This is a genomic window from Flavobacteriaceae bacterium, assembly GCA_014075215.1.
In the GTDB taxonomy this organism is placed as follows: Bacteria; Bacteroidota; Bacteroidia; order Flavobacteriales; family Flavobacteriaceae; genus Polaribacter.
In genome coordinates, this window is record CP046177.1 from 586,564 (window position 1) to 613,169 (window position 26,606).

The 26,606-nt window shown below is 32.9% G+C and carries 27 protein-coding genes and 1 pseudogene; 14 read left to right on the forward strand and 14 right to left on the reverse strand.

Annotated features, from left to right (window positions below; all coding sequences use genetic code 11):
- Positions 1–8: 8 nt before the first annotated feature.
- The 9 genes from GKR88_02955 to GKR88_02995 all read right to left on the reverse strand — a co-directional run bounded on the left by GKR88_02955 (position 9) and on the right by GKR88_02995 (position 7,156).
- Complete coding sequence (locus GKR88_02955; GenBank protein ID QMU63338.1) at positions 9–1,214, reverse strand: hypothetical protein; 1,206 nt, start codon at positions 1,212–1,214, stop codon at positions 9–11.
- Between the two features lie 27 nt (positions 1,215–1,241).
- A complete protein-coding gene (locus tag GKR88_02960) occupies positions 1,242–2,294 on the reverse strand; it encodes a tetratricopeptide repeat protein (protein QMU63339.1) in 1,053 nt (350 codons plus the stop codon).
- Between the two features lie 22 nt (positions 2,295–2,316).
- Positions 2,317–2,949 carry a hypothetical protein gene (locus tag GKR88_02965; GenBank protein ID QMU63340.1) on the reverse strand — a complete coding sequence of 211 codons (633 nt, stop codon included), beginning with the start codon at positions 2,947–2,949 and terminating at the stop codon, positions 2,317–2,319.
- Between the two features lies 1 nt (position 2,950).
- A complete protein-coding gene (locus tag GKR88_02970; GenBank protein ID QMU63341.1) occupies positions 2,951–3,322 on the reverse strand; it encodes a hypothetical protein in 372 nt (123 codons plus the stop codon).
- On the reverse strand, positions 3,303–3,920 hold the full coding sequence (locus GKR88_02975) for a hypothetical protein (protein ID QMU63342.1): 618 nt from the start codon (positions 3,918–3,920) through the stop codon (positions 3,303–3,305). Before GKR88_02975 ends, GKR88_02970 begins: the two co-directional genes overlap by 20 nt.
- Positions 3,921–4,084: 164 nt before the next feature.
- Positions 4,085–4,507 carry a hypothetical protein gene (locus tag GKR88_02980; GenBank protein QMU63343.1) on the reverse strand — a complete coding sequence of 141 codons (423 nt, stop codon included), beginning with the start codon at positions 4,505–4,507 and terminating at the stop codon, positions 4,085–4,087.
- 337 nt (positions 4,508–4,844) lie between these two features.
- Entirely contained in the window at positions 4,845–5,168 is a 324-nt protein-coding gene (locus GKR88_02985) for a hypothetical protein (protein QMU63344.1), read from the reverse strand.
- 15 nt (positions 5,169–5,183) lie between these two features.
- A complete protein-coding gene (locus tag GKR88_02990; protein QMU63345.1) occupies positions 5,184–5,963 on the reverse strand; it encodes a DUF2927 domain-containing protein in 780 nt (259 codons plus the stop codon).
- 56 nt (positions 5,964–6,019) lie between these two features.
- On the reverse strand, positions 6,020–7,156 hold the full coding sequence (locus GKR88_02995) for a hypothetical protein (GenBank protein ID QMU63346.1): 1,137 nt from the start codon (positions 7,154–7,156) through the stop codon (positions 6,020–6,022).
- A gap of 442 nt (positions 7,157–7,598) precedes the next feature.
- On the opposite strand from GKR88_02995, the gene GKR88_03000 reads away from it, so the two are divergent.
- Complete coding sequence (locus GKR88_03000; protein QMU63347.1) at positions 7,599–8,594, forward strand: transposase; 996 nt, start codon at positions 7,599–7,601, stop codon at positions 8,592–8,594.
- A 230-nt stretch (positions 8,595–8,824) separates the two neighbouring features.
- On the opposite strand, the gene GKR88_03005 is transcribed toward GKR88_03000, so the two are convergent.
- Complete coding sequence (locus GKR88_03005) at positions 8,825–9,160, reverse strand: hypothetical protein (GenBank protein ID QMU63348.1); 336 nt, start codon at positions 9,158–9,160, stop codon at positions 8,825–8,827.
- 502 nt (positions 9,161–9,662) lie between these two features.
- On the opposite strand from GKR88_03005, the gene GKR88_03010 reads away from it, so the two are divergent.
- The 9 genes from GKR88_03010 (at position 9,663) to GKR88_03050 (ending at position 20,383) form a co-directional block, all read left to right on the forward strand.
- Positions 9,663–10,828, forward strand: a protein-coding gene (locus tag GKR88_03010; protein ID QMU63349.1) for an IS3 family transposase whose coding sequence is annotated in 2 segments (ribosomal slippage) — positions 9,663–9,927 and positions 9,927–10,828 — 1,167 coding nt in all. Because the reading frame shifts where the segments join, the coding sequence is not laid out codon by codon here.
- A 4-nt stretch (positions 10,829–10,832) separates the two neighbouring features.
- Positions 10,833–11,300: a DnaJ domain-containing protein gene (locus GKR88_03015; protein ID QMU63350.1), complete on the forward strand. Its 468-nt coding sequence runs from the start codon at positions 10,833–10,835 to the stop codon at positions 11,298–11,300.
- A 523-nt stretch (positions 11,301–11,823) separates the two neighbouring features.
- The gene (locus tag GKR88_03020) at positions 11,824–12,045 is read left to right on the forward strand and encodes a helix-turn-helix domain-containing protein (GenBank protein QMU63351.1); all 222 of its coding nucleotides are present in this window, start codon (positions 11,824–11,826) and stop codon (positions 12,043–12,045) included.
- Positions 12,038–12,973, forward strand: coding sequence for a hypothetical protein (locus GKR88_03025; protein QMU63352.1), 936 nt, complete (start codon positions 12,038–12,040; stop codon positions 12,971–12,973). Before GKR88_03020 ends, GKR88_03025 begins: the two co-directional genes overlap by 8 nt.
- Positions 12,974–13,034: 61 nt before the next feature.
- Entirely contained in the window at positions 13,035–15,038 is a 2,004-nt protein-coding gene (locus GKR88_03030) for an N-6 DNA methylase (GenBank protein QMU63353.1), read from the forward strand.
- Between the two features lie 391 nt (positions 15,039–15,429).
- Positions 15,430–15,747: a helix-turn-helix domain-containing protein gene (locus GKR88_03035; GenBank protein ID QMU63354.1), complete on the forward strand. Its 318-nt coding sequence runs from the start codon at positions 15,430–15,432 to the stop codon at positions 15,745–15,747.
- Positions 15,747–18,464: a DEAD/DEAH box helicase gene (locus tag GKR88_03040; protein ID QMU63355.1), complete on the forward strand. Its 2,718-nt coding sequence runs from the start codon at positions 15,747–15,749 to the stop codon at positions 18,462–18,464. Before GKR88_03035 ends, GKR88_03040 begins: the two co-directional genes overlap by 1 nt.
- Positions 18,464–18,757 (forward strand): hypothetical protein, encoded by a 294-nt coding sequence (locus tag GKR88_03045; protein ID QMU63356.1) that lies wholly within the window; start codon positions 18,464–18,466, stop codon positions 18,755–18,757. Before GKR88_03040 ends, GKR88_03045 begins: the two co-directional genes overlap by 1 nt.
- Positions 18,758–18,760: 3 nt before the next feature.
- Positions 18,761–20,383: a site-specific DNA-methyltransferase gene (locus GKR88_03050; protein QMU63357.1), complete on the forward strand. Its 1,623-nt coding sequence runs from the start codon at positions 18,761–18,763 to the stop codon at positions 20,381–20,383.
- Positions 20,384–20,543: 160 nt separating this feature from the next.
- Here GKR88_03050 and GKR88_03055 read toward each other — a convergent pair whose 3' ends face one another.
- Genes GKR88_03055 through GKR88_03065 form a run of 3 tightly spaced genes read right to left on the reverse strand, consistent with a single transcriptional unit; the run spans position 20,544 to position 21,287 of the window.
- Entirely contained in the window at positions 20,544–20,780 is a 237-nt protein-coding gene (locus tag GKR88_03055; GenBank protein ID QMU63358.1) for a hypothetical protein, read from the reverse strand.
- Entirely contained in the window at positions 20,770–21,048 is a 279-nt protein-coding gene (locus GKR88_03060; protein QMU63359.1) for a hypothetical protein, read from the reverse strand. The genes GKR88_03055 and GKR88_03060 overlap by 11 nt, the downstream gene beginning before the upstream one ends.
- 20 nt (positions 21,049–21,068) lie before the next feature.
- The gene (locus GKR88_03065) at positions 21,069–21,287 is read right to left on the reverse strand and encodes a helix-turn-helix domain-containing protein (protein ID QMU66624.1); all 219 of its coding nucleotides are present in this window, start codon (positions 21,285–21,287) and stop codon (positions 21,069–21,071) included.
- Positions 21,288–21,434: 147 nt separating this feature from the next.
- Here GKR88_03065 and GKR88_03070 point away from each other — a divergent pair, with 147 nt between their 5' ends.
- Positions 21,435–21,617: a hypothetical protein gene (locus GKR88_03070; protein ID QMU63360.1), complete on the forward strand. Its 183-nt coding sequence runs from the start codon at positions 21,435–21,437 to the stop codon at positions 21,615–21,617.
- Positions 21,618–21,637: 20 nt separating this feature from the next.
- Here the strand turns inward: GKR88_03070 and GKR88_03075 are convergent, their stop codons facing one another.
- A complete protein-coding gene (locus GKR88_03075) occupies positions 21,638–22,156 on the reverse strand; it encodes a hypothetical protein (GenBank protein ID QMU63361.1) in 519 nt (172 codons plus the stop codon).
- A 546-nt stretch (positions 22,157–22,702) separates the two neighbouring features.
- On the opposite strand from GKR88_03075, the pseudogene GKR88_03080 reads away from it, so the two are divergent.
- The 3 genes and pseudogenes from GKR88_03080 to polA all read left to right on the forward strand — a co-directional run bounded on the left by GKR88_03080 (position 22,703) and on the right by polA (position 26,155).
- Positions 22,703–22,846 (forward strand): annotated as a pseudogene (locus GKR88_03080) (DUF4160 domain-containing protein).
- Between the two features lie 94 nt (positions 22,847–22,940).
- The gene (locus GKR88_03085) at positions 22,941–23,168 is read left to right on the forward strand and encodes a DUF2442 domain-containing protein (GenBank protein QMU63362.1); all 228 of its coding nucleotides are present in this window, start codon (positions 22,941–22,943) and stop codon (positions 23,166–23,168) included.
- Positions 23,169–23,302: 134 nt separating this feature from the next.
- Entirely contained in the window at positions 23,303–26,155 is a 2,853-nt protein-coding gene (polA, locus tag GKR88_03090; protein ID QMU63363.1) for a DNA polymerase I, read from the forward strand.
- Positions 26,156–26,606 lie beyond the last annotated feature (451 nt).

Genomic DNA, 26,606 nt, shown 5'->3' on the forward strand with positions numbered 1-26,606 from the left:
TTGTCGTTTTAAGCAGCTTTATTTTTCTCAGTACAGATTAGGTTAACTACTTTGTTCCATTTATCACTCAGTTTAGTTGTTCTTAATGTGAGCATATTTTGAGCTCCAATTTTAGACCAACGTTGTCCAGAGAGTTTCATTCTTTTTTGAACAACCTCCCTGTTAGCTGCTTCTATGGCTCCAGATCCTATAATACCTGCTCCTGTATTTTGATATTGCTGATAGTCCATACGCGACCTATTTTCGGTATAATATGTGATAAGTTGGCTTTGTTGTTTACGTTGATTTTGCTTTGTCAATTCTAAGTTTTTGATATTCTCAATGACTTGATTTACTTGACTGTTTTTTAGTAGTTGCTCCTGTTGACCAACCCAACTGTTATATGACTCTTGATTAGAGAGACAAACCTTAGCAAAATCGTGTAAATGTTCTAAAGCATGATACCAATCCAATATTTGTGTGGCAAAAGGGTAATGTTGATCTACCCATTTCCATATCCATCTAGCACCATCACCAACAAAAATCAGTCGCTTATCAATACTCCTGTAACAGCCTAAGTATCTATCCATTCTATCTGTAAACTTATCAGCTTTGCCTAAATATGCTTCATACAACGAATGGCGTATCCATCCACGTTTATTTGATATGTCCATACAGCTACTCTGTTTAAAAATTCTGCCTAATTTTACTTCTTTCCAAGCCTCTTCCCGAGTGAAAAGCATCGACCCATCGACCATAGCATATATGCACTCTTGGTTATCTACCTTAAGAATATCAGGTTCAACGGCATCAACCTCCAATACTTTTTCTTGCTCTAATAAACCACCATAAAAGTCTGTGACTCTGTAAAGCTGCATCGCATTGACTGAAACACCTAGAAGATTCGATAAAACTTCATGACCATCTCCATAACAATCGTTTTGACCAATATAAATCATTTTGTCTTGCATATAGGGACTTATCTTAAATCCATTGACTTTTTCACTAAAGGGATGAGTGTTGTTAATCTCTATCTTTCCGTAACGTGATAAGTTTTTTTTACGCCTGTCTTTAGATGGTTCGCTTATACTTCTCTCTAAAACCTCTCGACCATAGTCCGTCCATATTTGATCAAAAGTCTTTTCGTAATCATAGTAACTCTTTATGTTTGATAATTTTGCTATCGCTTGATAACGCTTCTTGGCTTGGGCTAAAAATTCCTCTTCGCTAATCATAATGGTGTCGCTTTTAAAAGTTAATCCTTAAAAATAACTATTTCGCGACAAAATGTTATGCACCCCTTTGTTTTTAGACAGGGTACGACTATCATTAAATTCATATTTTCGAATAAGTGCAAAGGCACGATTTGAATAAGCATTAGTATAGAAGGGTTCTATTTCTATCGCCTTATTAAAATCTATAATTGCCTTATCAAACTCCAAATTATTTAATTTTGCTGAACCTCTTGCAAAATACATATCTGCTAAGTCTGGTTTTAAAGCTATACATTTTGTATATTTTCTTATTGCTGATTTAAAATTCCCCTCCTTGTAATATGATTGTGCTTGATTGTATAATTCAAATATTTTGTCATTGATTTTATTTTTTTGATAGACCCCATTTTTGTATAGATTCTTGCCTTTTAACTCACCCGTTGAATAATATGAAATAGACTCTCCTTCCAGTTTGCCATTTTCAAAAATTGAATGTTGTTTCAATTGCCCATTAGGGTGGTACATCTCCCAAACCCCAATCTCCTTACCATTTTGATACTCTCCTTTTTGCATTAACGTTCCATCTTCATAAAAACGTTTTTCCATACCATTTGTGACTCCTCTATTGTAGTCAATCTCATCTGACACCTTTCCATTCAAATGGTACATTAAGCGTTTTCCCATTAATCTTCCATTTGAAAGTGTACCTTCTTCTTGTTTTTTACCGTTCAAATAATAGTCAATGAATAAGCCTGAATATGGATTTTTGTCACCTTTTAAGTACCATGTTCCGTTTTTTTTGACCATCAATTTTGTTGTTGGAATGGCTTTTATGCTATCAGATCTAAGAGCATATTCTTTAGTAAAAACATATATTATCTTATCTAAATTCTTATACCCTGTTAACTCAATACTCGCTTTGTCTTTGATCATTTCAACTCTGTCTATTTCGTTCTCTGTTAGAGTACCAAAGCCTTCTTTTGGTTCTTCTATAATCGGAATCGAATCTACAATATAGAGAATATTCTCATTTTCGTTTTGAGCAAATCCAAAAACGACTTTTAAAAACAATACTACAGTAAACAATATTCTTTTTCCCATACTCAAAAATTGATGCTATTTCCTAACGAGGGTAAACATTTTTTGGGTTTTTCTTTTTCATTTCCTCATAGCTTTTCCATTTTTGCTTCATAATCTCTGCTTCTTCCCAAACTTTGCTATCCCAAAATCTCATATCGTTAATATTATATCTCCCGTCAATGTATTCCATTTCTCGAAAATAAATTTCTCCAAGTTTATTTTTTACCCTTAAATACCCGTCAGATTCATCGGACCCAACAGAATACTTTACTCTGTAGATAATTTTAATATTGCCATTTACACTATCTTTCTTTCCTATAAAACAGCCACCATCATAATCAATTCCATCTTGATATTCCTCTCCTGTTTTTAGTTTAACATAAGGGTTAAACATTTTAGTAATTGCTAAAAAAACAATCTTATTGTCATTTCCATAAAAAATAGTATCTATACTAGTCTCTAAATTAGAGACCTTAGATTTTGGTTTTGTTACGTTTCCAATAGAGTCCAAAAAATGTAAAGTAAGTTCTTTTAAATTTTTGACATCTTCTTTGTATTTTCCCTTTGAAACCTCATTTTTATTCAAATACTTCTCGGGGGTACTTGTTTTCCATTCACATGAATAGAAAACAAGTATGATTAGAAAGATAATGATACGATTCGTAAAATATTCCATACTAATTACAATTTGTACAAACCCATTCTTCTTTATCTTTATCCCACTCATAAGTTCCTTCTTGTAAATTACTAATATCCCCTAAAAAAGTATCAATAAAATGTGATGATTTCTTTTCATCATCTTTTGTTTCATCTGCTCCCTCTTCGTTTTCATTAGCTAACCATCCTGCTCCAAAGATGTCCCAAAAACCGTCATGAATAAATTGTTGTGTATAAATATTAGGATCAGCTTTTCCATATTTACTTCCAGCTTGAAAAGGATCGAAGTCAGCCACTAAAGATATTAGCACTCTTCGGACTCTCGGGTCTTTATGGTTTTTGATATATTCTTTAATTGCTTTTACAAATCCTTTACCATAAACATCTCCCATACTGAGTAACAATCTTTATAGTCTCCGTAATATTTCCTTGAGGGTCTCTAGCTAAACTTTCAATGATTGAAGAAGCCAATGCTTTCCCTTTAGCATAACCCTGTTTATAACGTTGTCCTGCTGTAAAATTATTAAATATACTACCAGGAGAACCATCAATATATCTTGCGTTAAAATCTCCAAAATGCCTCATTACAGATTTATCAAATGCTGTAATTTCTCTATACTCATAATGGTATTCTCCTGGATCCATCCATTCTGAAGGTTTTCTAGTAAATACAGGTACTTTTCCATAGGTTCTCCAATAAGAAGCTCCTCCACCTCCAAGTCCATTTATGAAAATAACAATATTCCCATCTGGATCAATTGCTTGGATAGGGATATTTAATGCATATACATATGGTGAGTTTGCAAAATAGAATTCAGCTTTATTGTCAGTTGAATGCCATCTACCTAAAGCCGCATCGTAATTACGTGCTCCATAATCGTACCAATCTAACCCAAGCTCGTCATTTAATTCTTTGCCATTGTATGAAAACTTGTTCGCAACCGAATTTGAATTTGCCGAAACCACGTTATTATACCCTTTATGTTGCATTCCAAAGGGATAGTGGCTAGCTTACATTTTTTTGAGCTTTCATCAATTTTTAGAACCTTAAATTTAGTTTCAGTACGGTATTTTCAAAGAACGTTATGTTTTGTTAATAATCTTCAATTTAGAATTATTATCCCTTCTGAAAACTATATTTTAATTTCTATCTTTTATAATTCCATCTCGTATAGTTCAAGAATTTCTTCAATTTTTCTTTTTTTATCCTCAATGCTATTAAATTTTCCTCGGCACTTATTTAAAACACTATAAGCAATAGTGATAAATGTCACTCCAGACCCATAAATAAAATACATAAACTTTAATGAGTAATTACCTGATTCAAATATCTCTTTCAGATAGAAATTACCAAATAGGATTAAACTGAGACCTAAAACAATTAAAATGTAGAATTTAAAATAAATAACTTTTTTTCTTATCCTAAGATTTTCAAATTCGCCCACTATCTTTTTATAATTTTTTATAGTTGCATTTGTTATTTTAAAATTATCACAAATCGTTTTAAAATCAGGTTTTTTATTCGTAAGTCCACATGCCAGACCTTTTTTCAGACTTCTTTTTTCATATTTACACAAATCACAATGTTTAGATTGAATCATTTTATTTCAAAATCAATTTTTAGAGGGTTACCTTTAATCACTTTAAAAAGTATAGGTTTAGAGCATTTTCGGATTTTAATCGACTACGGATTCCGTATATAAAATGGGAAAAATCTCTGTAACTTCTTTTCCCTTTAAAAGGTCATCTTGTTTGTTAGAATTTATTAAATCACTTATACTTTTATTAAACATTTTTTTTGAAAATTCATTTCTTACTTTAGTGTAATCTTTATAATTAAGCATTTTATTATAAAAACCAACAATCAATAATTGCTTAGTTACTAACACCTTTCCAGAATAATAAAATTCTTTTTCAATGGGTTAAAGGCATTTGATTATTTTCTGAATTAGGAATTATGTACTTCTTTAATTCGGAAATAATTAAACTGTCGCTTACTATTTTTCCTTTAATCTGACATTCTCCTTTTTGATTTACCCTGATTTCTAAATAATCTCTTTCTTTGATAATAGGCGGATTTGATTTATCCCTAATGTTTCCAATGTAGTTGTGAAAATCGTAATTCAACTCAATAATTTCTGCGTTAGATTTTTGAATGGTTTCTTTTTTATCATTACAAGAAATCAACAGAATAGCTAAACTAAAGTAATAGAGAAATAGATTATTTTTTATATTCATTATTGTAAATAATTTTTATTTAATTTTTTTATTGACGGATTTTGCTTCCTCCTTCAAAATTTTTTTTATTATTCGTTTTGTTTGTTTACTGTTTAAGCCTGGCTTCATTTTTGGGTGATATAATAATCTTACAATATCAGTATCCATTTTTGTATATTCTTTCATATCATTATTATCTTCAGATTTATCTTTGTAAAAGATACTATTAGGGTAAGTCAAAGGATCATTTGGCAAGCCTATACTTTGGGTTATTTCTTCTAAAATTGTTGACTCTTGTATACCTAGTGGGTCTTCGGAATTTATATAAATCAATGCTTTATCAATAGTATAATTGTCCTCATTGAATTCGGTATAAGCAACTCCTGATGTTTCATAGTTAATAAAATCATTAATCTTTTTGTGAAAATTATGATTCAATGTAGAAAGTCTCTCAAAATTACAGATATAAAGTATCGAATTACTTTCTAACATGTTATCACTTAGCTTTATTTTAAAGCCATCAGTTGCCAACTTGTTGATATTATTAATTGTTCTTTCTATGGCTTTCATTTGACCTTGATATTCTTCATCAAAATAAATGGAAAGGCACATAGGTTTTTTCCATTTGATAACTTTATTTGGGTTATCAATATACTCAGATTTCATAACTACCTCGTTAAAATAACTGATTAACTCTTTTTCATATTCAGTAGGAGTGTAATTTACTCCAAAAGTCTTCTCGAAAATAAAAACCCCACAAATAAGAGGTATTAAAACAAATAATATAAGTTTTAATTTAGAACTATTAATCAGCATGTTACAAGTTTAGGCTAAAGAATTCCCAATACTTCTGTATTAGGAATTCTTTGTTTTTATCTGAAACTCAAAAATACTATATAATCTCTAATGATTCCTATGCTTCTTTTTTTTCGTGATCTATCACTTTTCTTTTTTCGTTTTTTTACTTTTTCTTTTCTAGCTTTAGCTTCTGCTTTTTTCTTTGCATCAGCTTTTGCTCTCGCATCTGAATTTTTCTTAACTTTTGATGATAAGGTAGATTTTTTAGGGTTTTTCATGTTAGATGTCCTGAGTTTACTTTTCGTACCTCCTGGTCTAGCATCATATAATCTAACAAGTGCACTTATCATTGTTAAATATATTCTAGATTCTTTGGTTAAAGTTACAACTCTGGTACTTTCATCTGTAGTTGGGGTAGCATTATTATCTTTTCCACTATTACGTGTAACATAAAATGTACCTAAATCTGTTGTTACTTTTCTACCAGCACGAACTATATTAGTTGGATGAACATTTGATTTTTCAATTCCACCTTCTGTTCTATTAGGCCCATATTGCTCTTGAACCATTGCGTCTACTTCCTCAAATGTATATCCTTGGTCTGCTAAAAATTGAGTATGTAAAGTAGAAGCACTATCTCCATCTTCAGCTGTATATGTTCCACCACCGTTATCAATCCACTCAGGCCCCATACCTAATTTGTCAATAAATCGAATAGGATTATTTATTGCATAAACATAGGTTGACTGATACGAATAATCCTCTGCTAGAGGGTCGATAGTAACAAATCTCCCTAAAGCAGCATCATAATGCCTTGCTTCATATTCGTACATTGCATAGCCTAAAGATTCTTCTAACCCTTTCCCGTTATACTTAAATTTCTGTGCTACAGAATTTCCGTTCGAAGAAACTACGTTATTGTAACCCTTATGTTTCAACCCAAATGGCATGTAATGATTCTCCTGGATAATCTCGTCTTGAGAGATATCCCCGGATTCATCCGTATCTGTATAGCTCAGGCGGGCGTTTCCGAGCTGATCTCGATACTGGTACACGTAGTTAAATTGCTGATTTTCATATGTTACATAGCCCTCAGGTTGACTAAAGAACTGTAGTGCGCTTACGCATTTTTTTTCTCCGGTTGCCTTTTTCTGGCACGGTATCTCCCCTGAGAAGAAAAAATTTTGATATGTATGCTCGCTTGCTGTCATAGCTGATGCTAATATATAAAAAAATTCCGGATACTTGTTGGTTCATTGGTGGATTTGTTATCGGTAATTGGTAGTGAGTATTGAGTACTGAGTATTAAGTATTGGGGGGAACTTCCGTTTTAAAAAGGTGAGGATTTATAGAAAGGGCCGAAGCCCTTTAGATTAGCAAATAGAAATAATTACTTAAAATAAAAACATAATAGTTATGATGAAATTTCTTTTTTTGCTTCTTTTTTTCTTTGTTAATAACTCTTATTTTGTTGATAACCAAAAACACAAAAGAACGGAGTGAACTTTAGCGGCCAGCTAGCTTTTTAGAGCCATCCCCCGTATTAGTCTCCGTTCTTTTTAAAAGTTACTTAGAACCATATAGAATTTCAGTTTCTGCCCTTATTAAAGGTCTTAGTTTAAGTAACTATTATTAATATCTAATTACAAAATTATGAAAACAAATGAAATTATCGGAATCGATGTCAGTAAATTATTAATTGATGTTTGTATCTATTCTAAACAAATTGTTCAACAGTTTGAGAACAGTAAATCTGGATTTAAATTAATGCTAAAGTGGAGTTTTAAAAATTCGTCTTTCTCTAAAGAAGAAACCATGTTTGTATTTGAACATACAGGAATGTACTCTCATTTATTATCTGTGTCTTTAACTGAACAAAAATTATCTTTTTTCATAGCTTCTGGTTTAGAAATTAAAAGATCTATTGGTATTGCTCGTGGAAAGGATGACCAAATTGATGCCAAACGCATTGCTCTATATGGGTATCGATTAAAAGAAGAACTTAAACCCAGTAAGCTACCTAAAAGAAGTATATTACAACTAAAAAGTCTCTTATCTTTAAGGACAAAACTTAACAAACAAAGAGCTGGTTTTAAAGTTACTTTGAAAGAACAAAAAAGAATTTATAAAGCAAAAGAGTATAAAATAATCTTTGACGTTCAACAAAAAATGATTGCAGAACTAACCAAACAAATACACAAGATTAATACTCAAATGCAAGCTATTATTGACCAAAATATAATGTTAAAAGAAACCTATAAACTTGTTACTAGTGTTAAAGGTATAGGAATGCAAACTGCTATAATGATGATTGTGTTTACTGACAATTTTTCAAAATTTGAAAACTGGAGAAAGTTTGCCTCTTATTGTGGTGTTGCTCCTTTTCCTTACCAATCTGGAACTAGTATTAAAGGACGTACAAAAGTCTCTCATTTGGCTAATAAAAAATTGAAAGCAATTATTAATATGTGCGCTATTTCTGCTATACAACATAACCCAGAAATGAAATTATACTATCATAAAAGAATAAAACAAGGCAAAAGTAAAATGAGTACCGTTAACATTATTAGAAACAAATTAATAGCAAGAGTGTTTGCCGTTGTCAAACGACAAACACCCTATGTAGATACTTTTAAATTTGCTGCATAAATTAGTAAAAATAATATCTCAACTTTTACTTGTTTTTATCATAGAATACGGGGAGATAAATCGTCAGCTTTTTAAAATGAGACAAGCGATAGCGCGTTCAGCAGGGGAACTACATAGTTTGTTGTAAGTTCTTTAGCTTCTGATATCTAAACTGTTTTCCGTACTGATTTTAAAAACTGTAAACTCATTTTAGGATTGATTTTGAACTGTAAATCTATTTTAGGATTTAACTAAAAAAACGGTAAACTTTTTGTAGGATAATAGCCCACTATGTATTTCCCTTTTTTTACTGGTACCGCACTGTTTGTAGAGGCCAACGCCGATTGAGTGTTCTGCGTTGTACGCAAAACCAGCGCAGCGAAAGCGCAGCGCCAAAGCCGACGTGGACACAGGGGCTGTGAACGATTAAGTGAGCAGCGTGGACACGCCACAAGCATTTTTTTGTTCCTTGATTTAAAAAATAAAAAACTCCTTTTAAAAAAAAATGCGCAGTAGGCTTTGGCACCAGCGGCTGCGCCAGATAAGCAGCGGTGGATTTTTGTAGGCGACCCATGAGCCGTTAACAAAAATACAGAGGAGCTGCAGGTGAGCGGAGCAGAAGTAAGGAGGCAGCAGCTTTTTTTTGACCAAAAGGAACGCCCGCAGGGACCCTTTTTGGCCAAACAAAAGTGCTGCACAGAGGGGCGTAGCGAACACCTTTGATTCCGCTATAGTTTGTTTCAAGTTTGAGGAGTTTCAAGTTTTGGATATTGCTAAATCACCCACTAGAAGCTTTGTACTATCCATTTTTCTTATACCACTATAAGAAAAATTGATAATAAAAGGTGCGGATTTTGGAACCTTGAACACCTTGAATTTTGAGCTGTATTTAACCTAGCGGGTGGAACTTTTGGATGGCCTTGTGTAAATTCTCTAAATTGTCTTGCTGATATCTTTCGGTAGAACCTATGTATTTATGACCACACATCTGTTGTACTTCTCTGATATTGTATTTACCGAGCCGAATGGACTTGCTACATTTAGAGTGACAAAGAGTTAAGCTAATTTTATCTAAAATAACTTAACCATATGAAACGAAGAAAATACAGTAAAGAGTTTAAAATTAAAGCAGTAGAATTAAGCAATGTACGAGGTAACACAAAGCAGATTGCCATGGAATTGGGAATCAGTGCAGATCTTATTTACAGATGGCGTAGAGAATTAGAACAGCGTCCTGATTTAGCTTTTAGCGGTAATGGCGTCAAACAACTCACAGAAGATCAGAAAGAGTTAGAGCGATTACGTAAACAGCTCAAGGATGTTACCATGGAGCGGGATATCTTAAAAAATGCCGTGAGCATCTTCTCCAAGAGCGATCGGAAGTATTGAAATTTATCAAAGATTACAGTAGAGAATATCCGGTTGGGAAGATGTGTAAAATTTTTAAAATTAGTAGAAACAGTTATTACAGGAGTAAGAATTATGTTCCATCAGATAGAGATGGAAAAAATCGTATGCTACTCTCTGAGATTCACCGTATCTGTGAGCGAAGTAAATCTACTTATGGAAGTCCTAGAATTACAGAGGAACTCAAAGCTAAAGGGTTTAAAGTATCTAGGTCTAGGGTAGCACGATTGATGAAAAAACACGGGATTAAAGCAGTTCGTAAAAAGAAATTTGTTGTCACGACAGATTCTAAGCATCAATATCCAGTAGCTGATAATGTATTGGATAGAGATTTTAAAGCTACCGCTGCTGCACAGAAATGGGTTTCTGATATTACCTATTTAAAGACTGCACAAGGATGGCTGTACTTAACGGTAATTATTGACCTGTTTGATCGTAAAGTCATTGGTTGGTCTTTGAGCAATGGACTCAAAGCAAGACAAACTATCATTGCTGCATGGAGAATGGCTGTAAACAACAGAATGCCTTGTGAAGGTATGATTTTTCATTCTGATCGAGGTGTACAATACGCATCTCATGCGTTTGTTAATATCCTTAAAAGTTATCATGTAACACCCAGTATGAGTAGAAAAGGAAACTGTTGGGATAATGCAGTAGCTGAATCTTTTTTTAAAACAATCAAAACAGAACTAATGATAGACAATAAGTTTATATCCAACAAAAGTCTTCAAATTAAAGTCTTTGAATACATAGAAACTTGGTACAACAGATACAGAAGACATTCTGCTCTTGGTTACAAAAATATCATCGAATTTGAAAAATTATATCAAATCAAAAATGTAGCTTAACTTTTTGTACCATTTTTTGTTGCATATCCAATCCTCACCAGAAGAAATCAAAGCAGCATTTCGCAAGCAGGTAGTAAAATGGCATCCTGATAAGAATCCTAATAATCCGCAAGCAGAGGAACGGACTAAGCAACTCATTCAAGCGTATGAGTTTTTGTCTGGAGAGGACGCTCAATCCGCATTTGAAGGGTTGGGCCAAGACGAATACTATTGGGTGGATGTAAGCCGTAGCCACAAATTTGAGGTTGGCGGATTCACCTTCGAGATGAATTTTTCTTTAGGCTCCGGAGAAGATTGGATATATGGTGCAGGAATTTCAGATGACGCTTCGAGAATTTACTTGGGTTGTTACTCAGGGAAAACCTATCAGGTCAACCAAAGCGGAAACACTGAAAAAAATATACATCATCCCAGAAGACAAGAAGGGGGATTATGGCACAACCAACCCCATTTCACTTGTAACAGAACATAATGATAGACAATACATATTGACCCATTGGTTCTTGTACATTCTTAAAGAGGATAAGACCATTAACTATTTGAAAAATGAAAACGGTAGCTATAAATGGTTCGACAATGGATTCATCCTTCAGCAAAAGAAACAGATTACTCTTTTCGACAAGGATGGAAATTCCCAGGGTTCAGTATCATTCAAATCACCAATCAAACATGTATGTTTCAAAGACAACATATTCTTGGTGGAAACAACTACAAAGTCTTTCTCTTTTATACTTAAATGAGGGTGAAATTGAATAATTAAAAACGTTTGCCAACAAAGGCTAAAAAATCATAGCCACCCTGCGGGATGGCAACGCTTTTTAGCCAGACCGTTGTGTTTCATAATGAATCAGTCGCATATTTTAGCACTTTCGGTTTTTGCCAACGCTAAATTCCAACGCTCTAAAAACCAAAAGAGCTAAAATTCCCCAACGCTCGAATCAAAATGAGAACAATTGACCGTTGTACAATAGTCTACATAATTTCATCTTTGCGAGATGAATTTGCAAAGAAAATTTGGACTTGTATTAAAAGAACTTCGACTTGAAAAAGGACTTTCTCAAGAGTCTTTAGCCAACCAATCTGATATTGACCGAACTTACATAAGCGATATAGAAAAAGGAGAGCGAAATATATCTCTAAAAATAATTGAACGACTTGCTGAAACACTACAAATTTCTCTTTCAGAACTTTTTAAAAAAATAGAGGAATATGAGTGAAATTACAGATTACTTATTAAGAAAATATGGTGTAACTGAAGATGTCTTTTTTAACGCTTTAAGATTAAGCCCTAACGCTGAAGGTTACGTTAACGGTTCAATAACAGAATTACTACTTAAACAACGACTAGAAGCAAGAGGCTTTGAAGTACACAGAATAAAAGAAAAATGGGAAGGTGCAAAACACGCAAATCATCACGGAGATTTCTACTTTAAAAGAGAGAACGAGCCTTGGTTTGTTCTTGAAAGTAAAGGTGTAAAATCAAACTCTGAAAAGTGGCATAAACTATATAATTATGACAAGTTATTAAGTTTTCTGTCCAACCATAGTGATAAGATTAATTGGATTAATGAAAACTCACCTGCTGAACAGCAAATAAAAGAATGGGTTGATAATGAACTTCCGAATTTCCAAGATGAATACTCATTAACAATATATGACTTTGAGGAAATAAAAAAATACTTGAATAGATATGAAGGTAGAGATTTACCAAATACTGGAAAAGCAGAAATTATTAACGAATTAAGGAATTTGACTAGAGAAGAAATATCTGCTCAAATTGATGAGAGATTATCGTATGTTATGCAAAAGGTTAAAGTTTTGGAGACACATTTTGTTTCAGGAACATCTGGTGCAAATCATAGAACTCAAGCTACACCAAGAATAGATGAGTTTAACCTTATTTCAATTGATATTTTTTTGAGATACACGCAACACGAATTTGTTTTTGCAAATCCTACAGATTTAGAACCTTCTAATTCCGACAACAATCATCTACAACAAAATTATATAATGGGATTTGTTTTTAATGATGACGAATTAAGTCTATCTGAAGAATGGCATAGAAATTTCAACTTGGCTTATGAAACTTTAGATGATGAAGATGCCATTTCCGCAACAGATATGCAAATAGATAATCGTAATTAAAATATCGTAATATTTTTTTAAACACGCATTTGTGATTACATTTGTCACAAATGTGTAACCCATGGAGTTAAATTTAGATTTTGAACTAACCAAGACCGATAAATTATTAAGAAAGTTTGAAGAAATTCATAACTTCATTTATGCTAATGATGGACTTTCAACTCAACAAACTTTAGAAGAATTTATAAAAATCCTCTTTATAAAAGTTATTGACGAAAAAAAGAAAGAAAAGAAATTTTATATTGACAATACAGAATTTGAAAAAATAAAAAGTTCTAAAAAATCAGAACAACTACTTCAACGAATTAACAATCTGTTTTCTACTACAATTCAAGAATATTCAGACTTGTTTGACAAAGGAGATAGAATAAAATTGAGCCCTTTATCTTTAGCAAACACAATTAATAAGTTACAAGATTTTTCCTTAATCAATTCCTCAAATGATGCTAAAGGATTAGCATTTCAAAAATTCTTTTCTCATCAAGAAAAAGATGGTAGAGGTCAGTTTTTTACACCAGAACCAATAATAGATTTCTGTGTAAGTATAATTCAACCAAAACCTAACGAAACAATAATTGACCCAGCTTGTGGAAGTGGTGGTTTTTTAAATTCTTCCTTTAATTATATCATAAAAAACAATAAAAAGGTTAACGTAGAAAAAGTCGTTTCCGAGAATCTTTACGGTTTAGATATTAATAAAAGTATTGCAAGAATTGCAAAAATGAAACTGCTTCTTGAAGCAAATGTTGAAACAAATGTAAAATGTATCAACTCATTAACAGATTATGATGAAGTTTTATTAAAGGTAAAAGTAGATAACGCATCTAAAGGCTTTGATATTGTTTTAACAAATCCACCATTTGGAACAGCAGGGAAAATATCTGATAAAAAAATCCTTGCTTCTTTTGATTTAAGCTATAAATGGAAAAAAGTAAATGACAACGAATTTATTAAAACCAATAAACTTCATACAGGACAGGTTGCTGAAATATTATTTATTGAAAGGTGTATTGACTTGTTAAAAGAAGGTGGTAGAATGGGAATTGTTTTACCAAACGGTCATTTTGAAAATCCTTCTTTAGAATATTTAAGGTTTTACATTAAACAGAGAACTAAAATTTTAGGTATTGTTAACTTACCACAAGAAACCTTTATACCTTATGGAACTGGTGTTAAAACTTCACTTTTATTCGTTCAAAAAGACACATCAAATTTAGATAGAGAATATCCTTTGTTTTTCAGTCAAATACGTAAAATAGGTTATCAAGGTAATAAAAACGGTAGCCCCATTTATCAAAAAGATGAATATGGTAATATATTACGTGATGACAATAAAAACCCAATACTTGATGAAGATTTAACTACTGTAATTGAAGATTACAAAAAATTCCATTCTTCAAAGAATATTGAAACCAAAAACTCGTACTCAATAAAGTACAATGAATTAAATGGTCGTTTTGATTATGATTATTATTCACCAAAAAACAGAAAACTAATTGAACTTATAGAAAAAAACAATGCTGTTCGTCTATCTGATGTTGTAGAAGTAGTCAAAACAAAGAGCAAGAAATTAGCGAACAAAAATTCGACAGTTGAATATGTAGAATTATCTGATGTTAACACACCTTCTTTAGAAATCATAAATTCAACAGAAATGTTAGTATATGAATTACCAAGTAGAGCATCTTATGAAATTAAGAAAGGGGACATTATAACTGCAATTGCTGGAAATTCCATAGGTTCAAGAAAACACGCAACCGCTTTAGTTAACTCTGAATTTGATGGTGCAATTTGCACTAATGGATTTAGAGTTTTACGCAATTTTAAAATAGACCCTTATTATTTACTTTACTATTTAAAGTCCGAATATTTTCTTAATCAAATCTCAATGTTAAGGACTGGAGCTGCAATTCCGAATATTTCTGATAACGATTTTAAGAATTTATTAATTAGCGTACCAAGTGAAAAAACTACTAAGGAAATAAGCAAAAAAGTGAAAATCTCGTTTGAATTAAGAGAAAAATCAAAAAGCGAGCTGAATAGCATTGAATATGAATTAGCATAAGCCAACGCTAAAAGCCATACACATTTGCAATTCGCTTCAGCCAACGCACAATCCAAAAATTGCAAAAGAGTATGTCTTTGCCAACGCTGACTGACAAGCGAAGTGAATAAAATAAAAACGGCATACAACAAGGTATATAGTGCATAGCCACCCTTCGGGATGGCTACGACACCATATACAGACCGTTGTGTTTCATTAAAAAACAGCCGCACAAATAGCACATTTGGTTTTTGCTACACACAAGCCAACCCTAAAAAACCAAAAGAGCTATTTTTCCCCACCGCTCACAGACTGTTGATAAGTTTGAAAAGATAAATCATTGAAAATCCAAAAAGACTGATTACATTTGACATTAATTGTCAAGTGTAATTAATCAAGTGATATTTCACAAATGAAAGAAAACAAATCAATAGGCGAAATACTCCGAGAAAACAGAGAAAAAAAAGGACTGTTTTTACGACACGTATCTGCCAAACTCGATATTGATACTGCAATACTCAGTAAAATAGAAAGAAGCGAACGAAAAGCTACAAAAGAACAAATCTTAAAGTTTGCCGAAATATTGGATTTAGACAAAGACACCCTACTGATTCAGTATCTGAGCGAAAAAATACTTTACGAAATAAAGGATGAGGCACTTGGAAGCAAAGCCCTAAAAGTTGCCGAGCAGAAAATGAAATACATCAACAAAAATACAAGCGGAAACTGATGGAATTAAAATTAGAACTATTAGAATATCAGGAAAACGCAATCAAATCTGTTGTGAATGTATTTGACGGAAACGATAAAAACACATTTGACAATGCTTGTTCGGAAGGTATTCGTTCAAATATTTGTTCGCTCTCAAACGAACAATTAGCGGAAAATATCAAAGCGATTTTACTCGAAAACGGAATTGATGAAGAAGTTGCAAAACTTGAAGAAGTTCGAGAATTGACTATTGAAATGGAGACAGGAACAGGGAAAACACTTGTTTACATTAAATCCATTTACGAAATGTACAAGCATTACGGATTTACAAAATTCATCATACTTGTTCCTTCGGTTGCAATACGACAAGGAGTTTTAAGTACACTTTCAACTTTTGAAAAACAACTGGAAGAAATTTACGGATTTACACCAAAAGCTTTTGAGTACAGCAGTAAACGACTGAATAAAGTAACCAACTTTGTAGAAGAACAACACCCGCAAATAATGGTAATGACCTTGGCTTCTTTTAACTCGGAAGACAAAATTTTGAACCAAGCCAAAAGAGAAGACCTTTTTGCAAACATTCCTTTTATTGAAGCTATTGGACGAACAAATCCAATTATCATAATGGATGAACCGCAAGAGGGAATGGACACAACAAATTCCGTTAAACAAATTGCTAAACTTAATCCTTTATTTAAGATTAGATATTCGGCAACACACAAAGTTGCAAAAAACAAGACCTATCGTTTAACGCCTTACGACAGTTACAAAAAAGGTTTAGTAAAAAAGATTGAAGTGTTAACCGTTACCGAAAAGAATGATGAAGCCACTTTAAAACTCGAACTTTCGGAAACCAAAAACGCAAAAAACCCAATACAAGCAAAAATTAAAGCTTGGCATCAATCAATAAGTGGAAAAATTGAATTTAAGAATACAAAATGGCTGAAAGATGGCGATAACTTAGGCAAAATAACCAACAACCCAAGTTATTTAAAATACACCATTAGTAGAATTAATAAAAGTCTAAGAACCGGAAAATGGTCTGTTAGCTTTCATAATGGTGTTGAAATTTTTGAAAAACAAGCATCTGGAAATGTGCAAAGCATTTGGGCGTTACAATTAGAATGGCTTATAGTTCGCCACTTCACAAAAAAACAAAAACTACAAGAAAAAGGCATAAAATGCCTTTCGCTTATTTTTATTGATAAAGTTGCAAATTATGTAAGTGATGAACCAATAATCAAAAACCTATTCATTGAAAAGTATAAAGAAATATACCCTGAATTTCACGAAAACAAAGAACCATCGGCAGAACATATTGAAATGATTCAAGGTTCTTATTTTGCAAAAACTACCAAAAACGAGTTTACAGATAATGAAACATCAATGCGTAAAAACAAAGCTGTTTTTGATGCTATTTTAAAAGACAAAAAAGGCTTGTTAAGTTTTGGCGATTCCGTATCCAATCAAATTGAGTTCATTTTTTCACACTCCGCTTTAGGTGTCGGATGGGATAATCCAAACATTTTTAACATTGCTACATTGAGCAATTCTTTTTCTGAAATTAAAAAACGCCAAGAAATTGGTAGAGGTTTAAGAATATGTGTAGATACTAACGGACAGCGTATTTATGATAAATTAAATGTAAGTGATAATGAACGAATTAACCAACTGACAGTAATTCCAAACGAAACCTACGAAACTTTTGTAACACAATATCAAGAGGAAATAAAAGAGGTTTACGGAAGTCCAGATGCGGGTGCTGGAATGACCCATACACACAAAGGAGAAAAACAAAATGAAGTTCATTTTAAGCGTAGCGAGAATGACACCATTAATAAAGCCTTTAAGCGATTTTGGAATGCTTTAGCAAAGAAAACAAATTACACTGTTGGTTTTAACGAAGAGGCGTTGATTAAAAGAAGTAAAGAAGCTTTGAATACTATTGAAATAGCTGATTATGTAGCAGAAGTGAGTAGCCGAACCATTGGTTCAATTACAGAAGAAAGTATTGAAGATAAATTTGGAGGTAAAGAAAACTATAAACTCAAAGCTCATTTTTCAGCATTGGATTTAGCAGAAGAAATAAGTGAAAACACAGGCTTAAGCTATATCACAACCATAAAGATTATAGAAGAAACTAATCTCGAAAACTTCGCTAAAAACCCTCCTCAATTTATTCATCAAGCATCTGCCTTAATTAAGAATATTGAATTGGAAGAAATGCTTAGAGGGTTAGATTACCACTTAACAGATGAAACTTTTCCTTTTGAATTTAATGACTTTGTAAAACAAGTTGATGATTCACAATACAGAGATACTCCAAACAGAGGTTTCTATAACAGAATGCTAACTGATAGTAATATAGAAAGAAGTTTTGCTTTAGGAGCAGATGTAGATGATGAGATTATTTGTTTTATGAAACTCCCTGCTTATTACAAAATCCCCACTCCTATTGGAAACTACAATCCCGATTTTGGTATTGTTATGAAACGTAAAAGTTTAAGAGATGGAAAAGAAAATGAGTTTTATTTTGTAATTGAAATCAAAGGAACAAACGACATCAATGATAAAAAATCACTAAAAGAAAGTGAGATTTATAAAATTGAATGTGCGGTAAAGCACTTTACCACATTAGGAGTAGAAGTTCAATACAAAGCACCTGTTAAAGATTACCAATATTTTAAAACAGAAGCTACAAAAGACATGAACGCATTAATTGAAGAAGCATAATGAGCAACGATAAACAAAACACTGAGAATCCATTGGAAAACGTACAATCTCACGATTGGAACAAAGAAAGATTGGAGCAATTAAAACAGTTAATGCCAGACCTTTTTACCAATGATGGCAAACTAAATGTTAGCGAACTGAAAAAAGTAGTTGACCCCAAAAGCGTAAACGAAACCGAGCGTTACGAATTTAGATGGTTTGGAAAAAGTAATGCCAAAAGAGAAGCCTTTACACCTACTGATGCAACGCTTGTTTATGATGAAGATAAAAGTGTAAATCCTACCGAAAGCTAAAACCTGATTATTGAAGGAGAAAATTTAGCGGTACTTAAACTATTGAGCAACAGTTACAGAGAGCAAGTAAAGTGTATTTACATTGACCCACCTTACAATACAGGTAAAGACTTTGTGTATTCCGACAGGTTTAATCAAGACCGTAAAGAATATTGGGAAGACGCTGAAATGACTGAAAACGGCTATAAAATTGACTCCAATGCAGAAACCGATGGGCGTTTTCATAGTAATTGGCTCAATATGATGTATAGCCGATTATTGATTTCAAGACAGCTTTTAAGCGAAAAAGGAGTAATTTTTATTTCTATTGATGATAATGAAGTACACCATTTAAGGAAATTATGTGATGAAATATTTGGTGAAGAAAATTTTGAAGGTCATATACATTGGCGTAGAAGACACAATCAACCGAATGATAAATCCAAAATGATTGGATTAGTTGCTGAACACATTATCTCATATTCTAAAAATAAAGAAGAGTATAAAAAGGCAGGTGTTGGTAAAGTAGATTTAACGGGAGATTTTTCTAACCCAGATAATGATAAAAGAGGTGATTGGGCTTCAAAACCTTGGAAAGTAGGCTCAGATCAATCGGGTAGTAAATATGTTATTACAAACCCAAATAATAAAAAAGAATATAATGGAGAATGGATGGGAGATGAAGACACTTATAAAAAACTATTAAAAGATAATAGAATAGTATTCCCAAAAAATGGAGATGGATTTCCGCGTAAGAAATATTTTAGGTTTGAGCGAGAAGAAGAAGGCCAATGTGCTACAAATTGGTGGTCTCACGACCAATTTGGACATAACCAAGGTGCTAACAATGATATGACTTCTTTATTTGGAGAGAAAAACATATTCAGTAACCCAAAACCAAAAGAATTAATCAGAGGTCTAATTCAAATTTCAAATGCCAAATCGAACGATATAGTTTTAGATTTTTTTGGAGGAAGCGGAGTAACAGGACAAGCTGTTACAGAAATAAATGAAGAAGACAATCAACAAAGAAAATATATAGTTGTACAGATTCCGGAAATAATTGATAAAAAAGAAGAAGCCTACAAAGCTGGCTACAAAAAAATAAGCGACATCACCATTGAACGTAACAAACGAGTAGTTGAAAAGATAATTAAAGAAAAGAAACTGGCTAAGCCAGACTTATTTAAAAAAGAAGAAAGTGAACAAGAGCAATTAAGAGGTTTGGGCTTTAAAGTATTCAAACTTCAAAAATCAAACTTCCCAAGAGTAGAATTTGCTCCAGACCCTGAAAAAACGTCAGCAGAGAATATTGAATTACTAAAAAAATACATCAAAGACAAGGAAGCACAATTGGTTTCTGCATTCAATAAAAATGAATTGATAACCGAAATACTCATCAAAAATGGTTTTAAACTCAATTACACCTTAACCAAACAAGAGGAATTCAAGAAGAATGAAATTCTATTTGCTACAGATGGAGACAAAGAAACGCTAATTTGTTTAGATGTAATTATTGCAGACGAAACAGTAGAGCATTTTAAAACGAATACAGACCAAAAACTAATAGTTCTTGAACGTGCCTTAGACACTACCAAAAAATGGAATCTAAAACACGCTATGGGAGATAAGTTTAATGCTTTTTAAAGCAGAATGAAAAAGCCAAAGCGTTGTATTTTGTTTTTAATTTATTCATTCTTAAAAGCCAAATCAATGATTTAGAGGTGTATGTAAATAGCACTGAACTTTCCTAAACCACCGAACGCCCTATTTGCTATATACCTTGTTGTATGCCGTTTTTATTACTTTAATCAAACAATTTTGAAATTAACCAAGTAGCTAGAACAACCCCCCCAATGGTTAGTGCTGCTTTAACAATATCATCTGAGTTTTGGTCAGATAAAAAATTATCATATTGTTGCTTTGAAATATTTCCATTGCGAAACAATATACCCATATACTCTTTCTTGTCAGTTTTACTTGCAGAATTGTTGTTAATTAAGTCCTTTAATTCAAGCAAGCGATTGTATTCACTATTGTTCATGTTCTTGCTTTTTGTGTTTTAACTCATCAACTAATTTAGGAATCAAATTGTCCATTTGTTTTCCTATTTGGTCAATTACTTGTTGCTGTAAATCGTCCTTTGATTTCTGTTCCTGTAATTTAATTTTCAAATCATTGATTTGTTCTTTTAACAAATCATTTTTGTCTCTGATATATTCTTTAAGCTTATGCCTTGTACCTAGAAATGAAATAATAGCCGAAGCTACTATTCCAACGATGTACAATAAATCTTTTAGTCCAAATTCCATTTTGTTTAATTGAGTTCTGCTTAATTGTCCTTTAATTTCAAATCCTCAAAAACTTCTTCAAACATCTCCCCAGGGGCTACATCAATTGCCAACGCAATCAAATAAAGCTCTCTGGCTCTTAACTGAGTAGAAGGATTAAGTGTCAATTCACTAATTCTTGATTTGCTAATCCCAGTCTTCTTTGCAATTTCAGCTTTACTAGCTGATTTTTTGGATAAATACTGACCTAATTCTGTCATGTTGTCTTTTTGATATTCGATACTCAAATTTAATCTTTTGAGATGTTAGTTTAGAATTTCTGGACAATAGTTTTGTTTTATTCCAGAAAGTAATTACCTTAGTCATGATATTCGAAATCATAGTTTAATTTATCAAAACAAATTTAGATGAGTAGATATACTAAAGCCGATTTAGAAAGAATAGTTTCCATGCAATATGAAAACTTAAATGCGATTCATGATTTATTAAGTATTATGAAGCATCAAAATGAATTATTGACAAATGCCAATAAGAAGTTAAGTGATGAGGTTAGGGGAGTGAAACAGAAACTTTATTCGGGAAAGCGATAAGATTCTTAAAGAAGAAGAGGCTAATGACCTGAGTCATTTGAAAGGTGAGATAGGTCAATTCCCTTTTGGATAACTGATTTCCTTAATCTTTGAAAATCTTTTTTATCTAATTTCCCCTTTAGTTTCTTTTTAACAAATATTTCACCTGTTCCAAGGTGCAATTTCCAGTTGTTTTCATATTCATGAGGATGGGAAGGGAATGAATCTAAGTCGTTTTTGTGAATTCGCCACTTTCGATTGTTAATTTTGATTGTGGCTTTTTCTAAATTATCTGCCTCAAATAAAGTTAATGTTGGTGAATCGAATTCAACAATTCCAATATTTGATTTTAACTCTTCTAAAAGGATAGATTTTAACTTATCGTAGGATATTGCTTTGTTGTTAATGATATATTCATGGACTCTTTCCTCGTCATAATGATGAACCAAAAGAGCACTAGCCGATTCTTCCGTTAAATCTATATCTGATTCGGAGTTTAAGTCATTAAGAACTTGTTTAAAAATTCTTTGATATTCTATGACTGATTCTTCACTTCTCATCAATGACATACAACTTCTCAGTTAGCGACATAGGAACATCAACGACTCAATACAGGTTATTACCAAGATTTGTACTTTTGAAAATGGAATATAGATTTTAAAAAACGAATGAATTAAAACGGCTACCAACAACGTATAAGCATAATAAGGGTTAAAAGCCCCGAACCAAATGTGATTTTATGTTTGTTCAGGTCATTTCTATACTGAAATTAACAACTTACCAATCCCTTACTATGCTTATACTTTACCGTTGGCGGTAATTTGAATGAAACATAAAATCAAAAAAATAATAGCACGAGAATTTTTACTTTTAGTCGCTTCGGTTTTATTGTATCTGATAATAGCTCTGATATTTTCAGTTAGTGAGCTTGATAGTTACTTTGGTATGGGTAGTGAAATAGAAGTGTTTTCATTAATCCTGTTGTTAGTTTTGTTTTGAGATATTTGTACTATGCAATGCAGTAAATTGGAGCATAAAACAACTGAAAGAATAATTTTAGGAATAGTATTTTAAATTCAGTAATTTTATAGCACAACAAATGATTTATGCCAACACTTTTTAGAGTTTTTGGATTACGGTTTTTCTTCTATTCTAACGAACACGTGCCAATTCATATTCACGTTAGAAATGCAGATGGAGAACTAAATTTGACATTGAAAATATGAAATGGATTGATAACAAAGGACTAAAAAGCAAAAATTAAGCTAGCAGAATCATTAATTGAAGAAAACAAGGATTTGATAGTCAACGCTTGGTATAATTATTTTAAAAAACAGATGAATTATGGAAGTTTTAAAAATTTGGTTCGACAATAAAAACATATTTCTTAAAACAAAAAAAGGAATTGAAAAGTCGATGCCCTTAAAATGGTTTCCCAGGTTACAAAATGCAACACCAAAACAAAGAGAGGGTTTTGAACTTTCACCGTATGGAATTCACTGGAAAAACATAGATGAAGATTTGAGTTTTGAAGGTTTTTTAAAATTTCAAAAAGATGAGGTAGAAGTGTAAAACTACCGCCAACACAGGTAGCTGTTGCACAACTCTTAGTTCTCAAAAACAAAGGTTCGTTTTAGTAGATTTTCTAATGCATCATTCGGGTTAAAACATAAGTTTTTGTAGATTTATCATCTTAACAAAAATCAATGCCAACAAAAAAAAGACTTTTTTTATTAGATGCTTTTGCATTAATTTTCAGAGGGTATTATGCCTTTATTAAAAATCCCCGTATCAACTCTAAAGGGATGGATACCTCGGCGATTATGGGCTTTACCAATTCGCTGTTAGATGTTATAAAAAGAGAACAGCCCGATTATTTGGCTGTTTGTTTTGATCGTGGCGGAAGTGTTGCCAGAACAGAGCTTTTTCCGGAATATAAAGCAAACAGACAAGAAACGCCCGAAGCTATCAAAATTGCCATACCCTATATCGAAAAAATTTTAACTGCCATGCATATTCCCATAGTGGTTTTAGAAGGATATGAAGCAGACGATATTATCGGTACCCTGGCAAAGAAAGCAGAAAAAAAAGGTTATGAAACTTTTATGGTTACGCCTGACAAGGATTTTGCCCAGTTGGTTACTGAAAATATCCTGATGTATCGCCCTCGTTTCGGAGGCGGCTATGAAACCTGGGGCGTTTCGGAAGTAAAAGAGAAATTTGGTGTAGAACACCCGGAACAAGTTATCGATTTTTTGGGAATGATGGGAGATTCCGTTGACAATATTCCCGGGCTACCCGGCGTTGGAGAAAAAACAGCCAAAAAATTCCTGGCAGCCTATGGTTCTATCGAAAATCTATTGGCAAATACTGCCTATTTAAAAGGAAAGATGAAAGAGAAACTGGAAGCTTCTAAAGAGGTAGGAATCCTCTCCAAACAACTGGCAACTATTATGCTGGATGTCCCCATAGATTTTCATGAAGAACATTTTGAAATGTGTCAGCCGGATATGGAAGTCACCAAAGAAATTTTTCACGAACTGGAATTTAGAAGACTGACAGATAATTTTTTAAAGACATTTTCTTCGGTCCCGCCCCTACCCGATGAACAAAACGATGTTCAAAAGGCTCAACAAAAACCTCTAAACCCTGTCGCCTCTAAAAAAGTGACTCAAGGAGAGCAATTTGATTTATTTGTCGCTCCGGGTGCCGGTACCCTCTCCGAAGAAGAAAAGAGTACCGGGTTTAAAACCATTACCAATGCAGATCATTTCTACCAACATATAAATACACCCTTATCCCGAAAACTCCTGTTACAAAAATTATTGCAGCAACCTTCTGTCTGTTTTGATACGGAAACTACCGGATTAAAAGCTCTGGAAGTAGCATTGATAGGCATTGCTTTTTCATATGAAGCAGGGAAAGGGTATTATGTTTCTTTTCCGGAAAATCAGGAAGAAACCAAAGTTCTTTTAGAGTCGTTCAGACCCTTTTTTGAAAATAAACGCATTGAGAAAATCGGACATAACTTAAAATATGATATCAAAGTGTTATCTAATTACGATATTTCCGTAAAAGGCTCGTTGTTTGATACCATGATTGCTCATTATCTGATCAATCCGGATATGCGCCACAATATGGACATACTTGCAGAAACCTATTTGAATTATCAACCTGTTTCCATTACCGAATTAATTGGCAAAAAAGGTAAAAACCAATTGTCTATGCGAGAGGTTCCGATTGCTGACCAAACGGAGTATGCCGTAGAAGATGCTGATATTACGCTGCAATTGAAAACGCATTTTACAAAAGAATTAGAAGGCGGAAACGTAACCAAATTGTTTACTGATATAGAGCTCCCTTTGGTTTCCGTATTAACTGCTATGGAAATTGAAGGCATCAATCTAAATACCGGCTTTTTAAAAGAGCTTTCTGCCGATCTGACCGAATATATTGTAACACTAGAAGAAAACATTTACACACAAGCCGGTGAGGAATTTAACATTGCCTCTCCAAAACAACTGGGCGTCATTTTATTTGAAAAAATGAAGTTGGCAGACAAACCTAAAAAAACCAAAACGGGCCAGTATTCTACTGCAGAAGATGTATTATCTTATTTGGCAAAAGAGCACCAAATTATTGCGGATATTTTAGCATATCGCCAATATAAAAAATTGCAGAGCACCTATGTAGATGCGTTACCTAACGAGATCAATCCGAAAACAGGAAGAGTACATACGGTATATGCACAAGCTGTTGCCGCAACAGGGCGGCTTAGCTCTAATAATCCTAATCTGCAGAACATTCCGATTCGTACAACACGTGGCCGGCAGGTGAGAAAAGCCTTTATTCCCCGTAACAACGATTATGTGTTGTTGGCTGCTGATTATTCGCAAATAGAATTACGCATTATCGCGGCTTTCAGCGAAGAGGAAACCATGACCCAAGCTTTTAAAAACGGAGAGGATATTCATGCTTCGACTGCTGCAAAAGTATTTAATGTTCCTATTGAAGAAGTAACGCGTGAACAACGCAGCAATGCAAAAACAGTTAATTTTGGCATTATCTACGGAGTTTCCCCTTTTGGATTGAGTAATCAGACAAATCTGACCCGAAAGGAATCCAAAGAGCTTATTGACCTGTATTATGAAACCTATCCCAAGCTTCGGAGTTATATAGCAAAGCAGGTAGATTTTGCGCGAGAACACGGATATGTGGAAACAGTTTTGCAAAGACGACGGTATTTAAAAGATATCAACTCTCAGAATGCTATTGTTCGGGGTGCTGCCGAGAGAAATGCCGTAAATGCTCCTATTCAGGGATCTGCAGCAGACATTATCAAACTGGCAATGATTGCTATTTACAAGCGTTTTTCATCTGAAAATTTTAAATCGAAAATGCTGTTGCAAGTACACGATGAACTGGTTTTTGATGCTTGCAAAAGCGAATTGGAAATCATCAAACCCATTATCAAAGAAGAAATGGAAAATGCTTATAAAATGACTGTTCCTTTGGACGTGGAAATAGGTATTGGTGAAAATTGGTTAGAAGCGCATTAAAAAATCATATCCGTAATTTCAAGTGATAAAAATTACAAATACTTATCTCCTCGATATCAACTGATTAAATTTATTTTTAGATTCAATATAAGGGCTAAATCAACATAACTTGACATAAAATAAGATTTGCAGATACATTTTAAAACAAGACTACTACGCTATTAGAATTAAGAATCAAGACCGTCATGATTCTTGGTTCTAGAGTCAACAGGTCTTTAAATAATGACATTTTGTATTGGTTTAGCCATAATACCTAAAAGAAAGAGTGCTCTTATGAAAAAAGCACTCTTCACAAATCAACAGAACTTAACTGTGAAAGACAATGAAATATCCCCTAAAGTTGACGTAAAATTAAATCGGAAAGGGATAAGATTGACTTAAAAAAGCCCAAGTCCTATTAATTCTATATCAACGACAAAAAAATATCGATAAAAGGAAATGGAACAAACAA